The organism is Microbacterium sp. (assembly GCF_043427715.1).
Classification (GTDB): Bacteria; Actinomycetota; Actinomycetes; order Actinomycetales; family Microbacteriaceae; genus Microbacterium.
The window spans coordinates 1-7,514 of sequence record NZ_JBHWTD010000048.1 but is presented as its reverse complement, the minus strand read 5'-3'; the positions used below and the strand labels follow the sequence as shown (position 1 = coordinate 7,514).

General features: G+C 66.8%; 9 protein-coding genes and 1 pseudogene. 3 read left to right on the top strand and 7 right to left on the bottom strand.

Going from position 1 to position 7,514, the window contains the following annotated elements:
• The 7 genes and pseudogenes from ACHFGS_RS05170 to merA form a co-directional block, all read right to left on the bottom strand.
• Window positions 1-255, bottom strand: a pseudogene (locus ACHFGS_RS05170) (SGNH/GDSL hydrolase family protein); the annotation flags it as partial.
• A 118-nt stretch (window positions 256-373) separates the two neighbouring features.
• On the bottom strand, window positions 374-1,375 hold the full coding sequence (locus tag ACHFGS_RS05165; RefSeq protein WP_175338888.1) for an IS481 family transposase: 1,002 nt from the start codon (window positions 1,373-1,375) through the stop codon (window positions 374-376).
• A 69-nt stretch (window positions 1,376-1,444) separates the two neighbouring features.
• Window positions 1,445-2,365: a cytochrome c biogenesis CcdA family protein gene (locus ACHFGS_RS05160; RefSeq protein WP_394289245.1), complete on the bottom strand. Its 921-nt coding sequence runs from the start codon at window positions 2,363-2,365 to the stop codon at window positions 1,445-1,447.
• 3 nt (window positions 2,366-2,368) lie between these two features.
• Window positions 2,369-2,893 carry a TlpA disulfide reductase family protein gene (locus ACHFGS_RS05155; RefSeq protein WP_005882713.1) on the bottom strand — a complete coding sequence of 175 codons (525 nt, stop codon included), beginning with the start codon at window positions 2,891-2,893 and terminating at the stop codon, window positions 2,369-2,371.
• A complete protein-coding gene (locus ACHFGS_RS05150; protein ID WP_005882715.1) occupies window positions 2,890-3,189 on the bottom strand; it encodes a hypothetical protein in 300 nt (99 codons plus the stop codon). The genes ACHFGS_RS05155 and ACHFGS_RS05150 overlap by 4 nt, the downstream gene beginning before the upstream one ends.
• Window positions 3,190-3,218: 29 nt before the next feature.
• Entirely contained in the window at window positions 3,219-3,881 is a 663-nt protein-coding gene (gene merB / locus ACHFGS_RS05145) for an organomercurial lyase MerB (protein WP_155048750.1), read from the bottom strand.
• 45 nt (window positions 3,882-3,926) lie between these two features.
• Window positions 3,927-5,351, bottom strand: a complete 1,425-nt coding sequence (gene merA, locus ACHFGS_RS05140; RefSeq protein ID WP_005882720.1) for a mercury(II) reductase — start codon at window positions 5,349-5,351, stop codon at window positions 3,927-3,929.
• Between the two features lie 105 nt (window positions 5,352-5,456).
• Here merA and ACHFGS_RS05135 point away from each other — a divergent pair, with 105 nt between their 5' ends.
• Genes ACHFGS_RS05135 through ACHFGS_RS05125 form a run of 3 tightly spaced genes read left to right on the top strand, consistent with a single transcriptional unit; the run spans window position 5,457 to window position 7,398 of the window.
• Window positions 5,457-5,846, top strand: a complete 390-nt coding sequence (locus ACHFGS_RS05135) for a heavy metal-responsive transcriptional regulator (RefSeq protein WP_040347802.1) — start codon at window positions 5,457-5,459, stop codon at window positions 5,844-5,846.
• A gap of 10 nt (window positions 5,847-5,856) precedes the next feature.
• On the top strand, window positions 5,857-6,318 hold the full coding sequence (locus tag ACHFGS_RS05130; RefSeq protein WP_394278954.1) for a hypothetical protein: 462 nt from the start codon (window positions 5,857-5,859) through the stop codon (window positions 6,316-6,318).
• Between the two features lie 51 nt (window positions 6,319-6,369).
• Complete coding sequence (locus ACHFGS_RS05125) at window positions 6,370-7,398, top strand: hypothetical protein (protein ID WP_394278955.1); 1,029 nt, start codon at window positions 6,370-6,372, stop codon at window positions 7,396-7,398.
• Window positions 7,399-7,514 lie beyond the last annotated feature (116 nt).

Below are 7,514 nucleotides of genomic sequence, written 5' to 3'. Positions count from 1 at the left end.
GCCGGAGCAGGCGCGAAGGTTGAGGCTCAGCCCGCCGGCCGCCGCGACGAGCGAGGGATACGCGCGCACGGACCGCTGGCACGACGTGCCGTCGGCGAGGTAAGCGCGGGTGCCGGTGCCGGAGGAGTACGAGTCGCCGAGCGCCACGTAACGTGGCTGGGCCGCAGCGCCGGCTGGTGCGCCGACCGCGATGGTGGCGACGAGGGTGAGGACGGGCAGGCTGCCGACGGCGGCCAGGGGACGGGACACTCGCATAGTTGCTCTCCTTTGAGCGGACCTCAGGGGATGGTCGAGAGGAATGTAATCCCCGTCACATGCCTCGAGACCCATGTTGACCATGTCCTGACCGAAGCCGGGTCATCGGCTGACGCAGCTAGCTGTATGAGGCCAGGACGTTGTTGACGCGAATTGGCACGAGCGTGGCCGGCGGCTGACCGTCCGCGGCACCGTGCGGGCGGTGGTAGTTGTAGTGCAGGTTCCAGCGCTCGAGGGCGTTGGCGCGTTCGTCTTCTGAGGTCCATGTCCGTGCATAGAGGAACTCTTCGGCAAGGATCCGGTTGTACCGCTCGATCTTTCCGTTGTGGCGGGGCGTGTAGGGCGTGATCCGTTGGTGCCGCGACCCGGCCAGTGCATCGGCGAACGCTGAGGCGCGGTAACAGGATCCGTTGTCGGTCACGATCCGTTCGATGTGCGTGATGCCATGAGCCGCGAACCATGCCCGCGCTCGCGCGAGGAACGCAACGGCCGTCGCGGCCTGCTCGTTCGGCAAAGCCTCGGTGTACGCGAGGCGTGAGTAGCCGTCAATCGCTGAGTGGAGGTAGACGTAGCCGGCTCGCGTGCCGCGGGTTTTCGTCCGCGCGACGGCGCGAGCTTCCGGGCTGTCCTTGCCATGAGCCCGCCATCCGCCGCCATCGGGGATTCGGCCGACCTTCTTGACGTCCAGGTGAACCATGTGGCCGGGGCACCGAGCGACAATCTTCCTCGCTTCGCGGTTACTTTCCCCGGTCGGGTCGATGAAGCGGCGCCGGTTGAGCTGCAGGTCGGTGAGGATGCGACTCACCGTGCGCCGACTGATCTGAATGCCGACCTGTTCGAGCTCGAACGTGATCCGAGCCGCTGACCACTTGTGCTCGCGCCGCATGCGTTCGACTTCGCGAACAACGACGTTGGGGGTGGCTGTCGGGGATTGCTTAGGCGTCGATGAGCGGTCGAGCAGACCGACCTCACCGAACTCACGATGGCGATGGACCCACTTTGACGCGGTAGCGCGGGAGATTCCCATCTCAGCTGCCACGTGAGCGATTGGCCGGGTCTTGCAACGCTCGACCAGCCGCCGACGTCCCTCGACTGACAGTGGCGAGTTGCGGTGAGTCATGCACGTCCTTCGAAGAATGTTCCAGTCGAGTCGCTGAGTCCCGGACCAAGCCCCCCATTCAGCCGTCGGCTACTGACCCTCGTGGTCGCCGCCTGACACGCCGAGGCCGACGTTCGTGGTGTCGCAGCAGGCCTCCGGCGATTCGGAACTGGCTCGACGCCGCCTATGGGCGGCGCCAAGGGCGAGTACTACGAGGAGGGAGATGACCGCGAGCGCCGCGATCGGCGCCGTGTGAGCCTGAACCCAGCCGGACAGGGTCGTTGAGAGCCTGGCGACACCGCCGGCACGGCCGGTCGCGACGAGGTTGTTGTCGGCGGTGGCGGCGGGCCACCAGTACCACGCGAGGTAGACGCCGGTGAGCAGCAAGACGGCGCCGGTGATCCGGGGGCCATAACTCCCGAGGCGTGCGACGTGGCGGGTTAGGCCGGTACCCGCGGCGGTGGTCGCGAGTGCGAGCAGCAGCAGGATGCTGGCTGAGCCGGCGGCGTAGACACCGAAGACCAGCAGCAGCCCCGCGTAGCTGGCGGTGGCCTGTGCCTGGGCGATGACAGCAAGGATCACTCCGAAGGTGCACGACAGGGAGGCGAGGGCGTAGCCGATCCCGAAGACCAGCATCCGGGCGGTTGGCGGGAGGCCTTCGGTTGCTCGGCCGGTGATCCGGGGCAACCGCACGGAGATCGAACGGCCGGCCAGCATCCACAGGCCGAGGAGCACCAGTAGGACGCCTACGGCGAGACCGAGTTTGGGCGCTGCCTGGATCAGGCCCCGAGCCCCGGCGCTCACCAGCAGGCCCGCAGCTGCGAGGGTGCCGGCGAACCCGATCGCCAGTGCGATTCCGGACCGCAGGGCCCTCAGCAGTCGCACCGGGACGGGCGAGGCGTCAGCGTCGCCGAGGGTCTGGCTGATCCAGGCCGACAGCAGCGCGAACCCGCATGGGTTGACCGGCGCCACCATGCCGGCGGCGAAGGCGAGGCTGAGCAATCCGCCCATGGATCAGGCTCCGGCCTTGACGAGTTCGGCGGTGATCGTCTTCGCGTCGGGCTCGGTGGCACGGAAGGTCACCTTGCCGTCGCCGTCGATGACGATGAGGGTGGACAGGGCGGCAACGTCGAATCGCTGGGACAAGGCGGCACCCTCGTCTATGGCGGCCGGGACGTGTTCGGCGTCGACGTACTCCATGAATCCCTCGATGGTCTCCTTGGACTCGCCGGGGTCCATGTCGACGGCGAGGAAGCTCGCCCCAGCACCCGACTTCTCGGCAGCGGTGGCGGCCTCGCCGAGGGAGCGGACGCCTTCAACGCATTCGCCGCAGCCGACGGAGAAGAAGAACACCGCGGTCGGCTTCCCGCTGGCGGGCAGGCTGACCATCTGGCCGTCGATGCTAGTAACCGCCGCTGGCGTGCCCGCATCTGCGGCTGGTGTGGCGTCGGTGTTTCCGCAGGCGGTCAGAGCCAGGGAGCCTGCAAGCAGGAGGCCGGCGACCGAGAGGGTCGCGCGGCGGGTGCGGGTAAGCGTCATCGGTTCTGGTCGTCCTTCGTGTCGCTGGGGTGGGTGGAGTTCACAGGCGGGCAACAGCCATGCCTGGCGTTGTTGCCGCCGCTGCGGCGCCGCGTGGTCGCGAGGACCGCGAGCACCAGGACGGCGATGCCGGTGCCGATCACCCAGGGGTTGCCGAGGAACCCGCCGACACTGGCCAGCAGACCACCGGCGAGGAGCAAGGGAAGTAGGGCGCAGCAGGCGACCATGAGCAGCGCGGCCCCGGCTCCGAGGAGCAGGCCGCTGCCTCCCGGTTGGTCGTCGTGGTTGGACTTCATCGGAGTGGAGTTCCCTTCGGTGTTCTTGGTCAGCAGCGGCAGTGGCCGTCGTCGGCCACTGCCGCGTTGGCCTGGAACTGGTTGAGGAAGCCGGTCGTGAGGTCGGTACCGATCCGATAGGCAACGGCCACGGGCACGACCTCGGCGCGGGGGTGCTCGGCCAGCCAGCCCGCGGCGTCCTCATCGGAGGTGAAGTAGTGGACCTGGTTGCAGAAGGAGGACCGGATCGAGGTGATCTGGTCGGGGTTGACCAGCGACACCACCGCGGTGGCGGGTTCGACGCTGGTGACGCCGGCGACGGGGTCGATGGTGACCCGGATCGGCTCGCCGCTGGTCGGGGAGACCGACTCCACGCTCGCCGCGCGCTCGAGCAGGGTCGGAAAGATCAGGGTGTCCAGGGCGCACCAGGTGTAGAGCTCCTCACCGGCCACGGTGAACCGGTGAGGGGTGGGGCGCAGGGTGAGGCCCTGGCCGATGATGCGGCCCTGGTCGTCGTACTCGGTGTCCGGCACCGCGGCCAGACCCGTGCGTACGTCGTCGACCGGACGGCCGGCGGCCGCGGCGAACTGCTCGACGGTGACCGGGCCGCCCTCGACGATCAGCCGCAGCAGCGGGATCAATAGGACGGCGTCAAGGCCGGTCTCTTCGGTGTTGTTGAGTCGTTCGGGCAGTTGCGTCGTGAGCTCCGACATGGCGGTACCTTCTTCATGAGTCGGGTGGAGGCTGTCGGCTGCGGGTCACGCGCAGCAGGACAGCTTGGAGATGTCGGTGGTGAAGGCCTTGGCGGCGATCCGGATGCCTTCGGTCATGGTCAGGTAGGGCGCCCATGCGTCGGCGACCTCGGTGACGGTCTTGCCGAGGATGTGGACACCGGCGGCGGCGAGCTCGCCGGCGTCTTTGGCGACGGCGGTGAGGCCGAGGATCTCGCCGGTCTCAGCGTTGGCGACGATCTTGATGAAGCCGCGGGTGTCGCGGTTGACCAGCGCCCGGGGCACGTAGTCCAGCGGCAGGACGCGGCAGTCGCAGCGGATCCCGGCAGCGAGCACCTGGGCCTCGGTCATCCCGACCGCGCCGATCGCCGGACTGGTGAAGGTCACCCGCGGCAGCCGGCTGTGGTCCACCGACCGCTCAGCGCCAGCGAACGTGTTCTCGGCGACCATGTTGCCGTGGTGGGCGGCGACGTAGACGAACTCGGGGTGCCCGGTCACGTCGCCGGCTGCCCAGATCCGGGGGTTGGAGGACTGCAGTTGGTCGGTGACCACGATCTCGCCCGTGTCGCCGGTCTTCACCTCCACCGCATCGAGGTTCAGCCCATCGGTGACCGGTCGGCGGCCGAGGGCAACGAGGACCTGTTCGGCGTGGAATTCCTGCTCGCCGCCGGAGATGTCAGCGGTGACAACAACCTGGCCCCTGACGTCGTCACGGGCAACGTGGGTCGGGACCGCACGGCGGACCACGCGGATGCCCTCGTCGGCGAAGACCTCCTGCAGCGCCTTGGATACCTCCGGCTCCTCCTTCGACGCCAGCCGGGAACGAACCAGCAGGGTGACCTTCGACCCGAGCCGGGCGAACAGTTGGGCCTGCTCCAAGGCGACGTAGCCGCCGCCGAGCACCAGCAGCGAGTCGGGAACCTTGGTCAACTCCATCGCCGTGGTCGAGGTCAGGTAGCCGGCCTCCTCAAGACCGTCGATCGGTGGGGCCCATGCGCTGGCGCCGGTGGCGACCAGGTAGTGATCAGCGTCGATCGTCTCGACCGCACCGTCAGTCGCGGTGACCTCAAGAACGGGCGCTTCTGGCGTGCCGGCGAACGCAGCGTCGCCGTGGCGGATCTGCCAGCCGTAGGCGTCGGCGACGTCGACGTACTTCTCACCCCGAAGTTCCTCGACGAGGTCCTGCTTGCTGCTGATCAGCGCGGGCATGTCCACGTCGTCCGCTGTGGTGGCGATCCCCGGGAAACGGTTGCCCGCCTCGGCAGCGGTCTGGCGGGCCTCAGCGGCGGCGATGAGCGCCTTCGACGGCACGCAGCCGGTGTTCACGCACGTGCCGCCGAAAGTGCCGCGCTCGATCATCACCACCGACTTGCCGAGCGTGGTCGCGCGGATGGCGGCGGCGAACGCGGCGCCACCCGATCCGATGATCGCAAGGTCGTACCTGGACTGCATCCCGATTCCTCCCCTGAGTCTTGAGAATTGCTCTTGATGCAGCCACAATGGACCTTCCAGTACGGGGGAAGGTCAAGTGCGACCTGTGACACATCGGAGACCCAGATGAGGATCGGCGAACTCGCCGAGGCGGCCGGCACCACCGCCAAGACCCTGCGGTTCTACGAGGAGCAGGGCCTGCTTCCCGCGGCCGAGCGCACCGCGTCGGGATACCGCGACTACGATCCGGAAGCAGCGACTCGGATCGACTTCATCCACCGCGGCCAGGCTGCCGGACTTACCCTCGCGCAGATCAAACAGATCCTCGACATCCGCGATGGAGGCGAGATTCCCTGCGGCCACGTCCGGGACCTCCTAGACGTTCGTCTGAAGGACATTGAGCGCCAGATCTCGGATCTCGTCTCCCTCCGCGACAACGTTGCCGCCCTCCGCGACGCAGCCGCAGAACCCGAACCCGAGACCTGCAACGCCGACGAGGTCTGCAGGTACCTGTAGCCAATCCGAGATGACGCGCGCAGAGGCGGAGCCTCCTGCCGCGACCTTCCTACGTGACCACAACGTTATGGCCAGCAACATGCTTCGGTGGATAATCGCACTGGCGCTCGGTTTTGCCGCGGCGTCAGTCGCCGGGTGCGTCGCAGGCACCACTGAAGTCCCCAACACCGGCCCTCTGGCGACCTACCGCGCCGGTGGCGGCGGCATGGACGCGCTGCTCGAGGGCACGCTTGAGCTCCAAGGTGCGTGCATCGTGGTCGCGGCCAGCTACGGAATCGAAGTCGTCCCAGTGTTTCCTGCTGGCGAAGCCACATGGGATGGAAACTCCCTGAGCTGGAGAGACAAGGTCTACCAGCCGGGCGACTCAATCGCAGTCGGCGGTGGCGGACCGAACGACAACACGATCTCCAGCGAGCACTACATTCCCGACGACTGCGGCTCGCTCGAGCGGTGGCTGGTTGCGCCACGCTGAACGACCGACATCCGCGCAATGGGCGATCGCAACGCGTGAGAGCATCTGATGGTGTCTGCGCGCTTCTCGTCCGGCAATGAGTCCGTTGGTCATCTCGAGGGGATCGACCCGCATCTGACACCCGCATTCCTGCGTCTCGATGATGAAGGGGCTGAACTCCTGATTCCCGCGGTCGGCGACTTCGGGACGCTCTTCCGGAAGAACGAGGTGGCTGAATCGACGAGCGCCCCAACCTCCTTGCGGTTTCGAGACACCCGCGGCGAGGTGGTCCTCGGCGGGTGCCGAGACCTCGGCACGACGGTGTCGACGATCGGAACGGGATCTACCCGGATTCGCGCCGACAGAGTTGTTCGAGCTGGCGAAGTTGAGACCGACTACGGGTATGTAGACGGCATGTCGACAGAAATCGACGGGCTCGCAACTTGGTCGGGAATGACGACAATCAAGACGATCATCGAGAAGGATCCGCTCGCCGTCGTTATTAGGGCGCAGAACCGCGAAGCGATCGATCTTGGCGGCCGGCCGGCCGTCACCATCAAATCCTCCTTCACGCACAACCCGATGCCGAAGACGAGTGAGCACAGCATCACGGATACGGCGACGCTGCGAACGAGGTCAGACGCTCTCATCGATTGGAAGGAGCATGCCGCGGTCCACCACATGTATCAGGACCTGATGTGCCTGGTGTACGGCCAGCCGTGCATTGCTCGTATCGCGGCCGTGAAACGGGAAGACGACCAGCCATTCGTCAAACCGGGAGATTCACGACGGACGTGGCGTGAGGTGTATGAACCGACATTCGGACGAACGCTGCGACAGAGCGAGCCGTTCGATCGCATCAAGTCGCGACCCCTCTTCCGATACGCAGACACGGACCCAGCGCAGTTGACGTCGTGGACCACAGAGTGGAATCTCTGGTCCCGTCCAACCTGGATTGCCGTTACCACCATGTTCCAGAGCGGAACGACGATCGAGGCCCGTCTTCTGCAGATGGGCGTGGCACTCGAAGCGCTCGGCTACGCAATATGGAAGCTGGGCGGCGGGAGTGGCCAAACTGGCTCTTCACGAACGAGGGTGTAGTCGGTTGAGCGCGTCGGTGGCCGGGTAGGGGTCGAGGTCTCCCGGATGATGGAAGTTCTTCACGCTCACCATCGCCGAAAGACCTCGACGTGCTCCACCCTACGTTCGCGACCCCT